This window comes from Pseudomonas sp. BMW13 (assembly GCF_013357275.1).
GTDB lineage: Bacteria > Pseudomonadota > Gammaproteobacteria > Pseudomonadales > Pseudomonadaceae > Aquipseudomonas > Aquipseudomonas khazarica.
Genome location: NZ_SUKD01000059.1, coordinates 1 through 1332 on the forward strand (window position 1 = coordinate 1; position 1332 = coordinate 1332).

The following is a 1332-nucleotide window of genomic DNA, read 5'->3' on the forward strand; positions in this document are numbered from 1 at the left end:
GCTGAACGAGCCCCTTGAAACACAGGACACCGTTTCCCCCTTACCATAAGGGATAGGCAAACGACTGTGTTTATGACTACCAGCAAAGACAAAACCATCGAAGTGCTCGGCCAGGAGCGGCGTCGCCGCTGGAGCGTCGAGGAGAAACTGGCCATGGTGCGCGAAAGCCTGGAGCCCGGGCAAAGCGTCTCGGTGGTGGCCCGGCGCAACGGCATCAACCCCAACCAATTGTTCCACTGGCGCAAGCTCTACCAGGACGGCAGCCTGTCGGCGGTCAGTGCTGGTGAAGCGGTGGTGCCCGCTTCCGAGTTGGCCGATGCCCTCAAGCAGATCCGCGAACTGCAACGAATGCTCGGGAAGAAGACCATGGAGGCCGAGATCCTCAAGGAAGCGGTGGAGATCGCCCGCTCGCGAAAATGGTTTGCGCACTCACCCTTGTTGCCGGGGGACGACCAGTGAAAGCGGTCAGTGAGAGTCTCGGTGTGGCGCGCTCGCAATTGACGGCTCGACTCAAACAACCCGCGCAAGGGCTGCAACCCCGTCGGAGCCGAACGCTCAACGATGCGGCCCTGGTCGAGCAGATCAAACAGGCCGTCGGCGTGTTGCCCAGCTATGGCTATCGTCGGGTCTGGGGTCTGTTGCGTCGGCAGCAGGAGCAACAGGCCCTGCCACCGGTCAACGTGAAGCGGGTTTACCGCGTCATGCGTGACCACGCTCTGTTACTGGAACGCCGGCGCAAACAGCCGGGCGTAGCGCGGCGTCACGAAGGTCGCGTCGCCGTGGACACGAGCAACACCCGCTGGTGCTCGGATGGCTTCGAGTTCCGCTGCGAGGATGGCGAAAAGCTGCGCGTGACCTTCGCTCTGGACTGCTGCGACCGCGAGGCCATCAGCTGGGTGGCCAGCCCAAACGGCTACAGTGGCGACGATGTCCGCGACGTGATGCTGGAAGCCATCGAGCAACGCTTCGGTGGTGAGCTGCCGGCGTCGCCAGTGCAATGGCTGAGCGACAACGGCTCGGCCTATACGGCCGAACAGACTCGAGCCTTCGCCCGGCAGATTGGCTTGCTGCCACTGACAACCCCGGTGTGCAGCCCGCAGAGCAACGGCATGGCGGAGAGCTTCGTGAAGACCATGAAGCGCGACTACATCCGCCACATGCCCAAGCCCGATCGAGCGACGGCCCTGCGCAACCTGGCCATCGCCTTCGAGCATTACAACGAGGAGCATCCGCACAGTGCACTGAAATACCGCTCACCTCGGGAGTTCAGACGCTCGGCTGAGGCATCAACCTAACGGGGTGTCGGTGTCCGGTTTGATAGGGGCAAGTCCA

1 protein-coding gene is annotated in these 1332 nt (G+C 62.8%); it reads left to right on the forward strand.

The genetic code is table 11. From position 1 onward, the window contains the following. Positions 1–72 precede the first annotated feature (72 nt). A protein-coding gene (locus E4487_RS24185; RefSeq protein ID WP_257229495.1) for an IS3 family transposase occupies positions 73–1295 on the forward strand; the annotation gives its coding sequence in 2 pieces (ribosomal slippage) (positions 73–418 and positions 418–1295; 1224 coding nt in all). Positions 1296–1332: the final 37 nt, after the last annotated feature.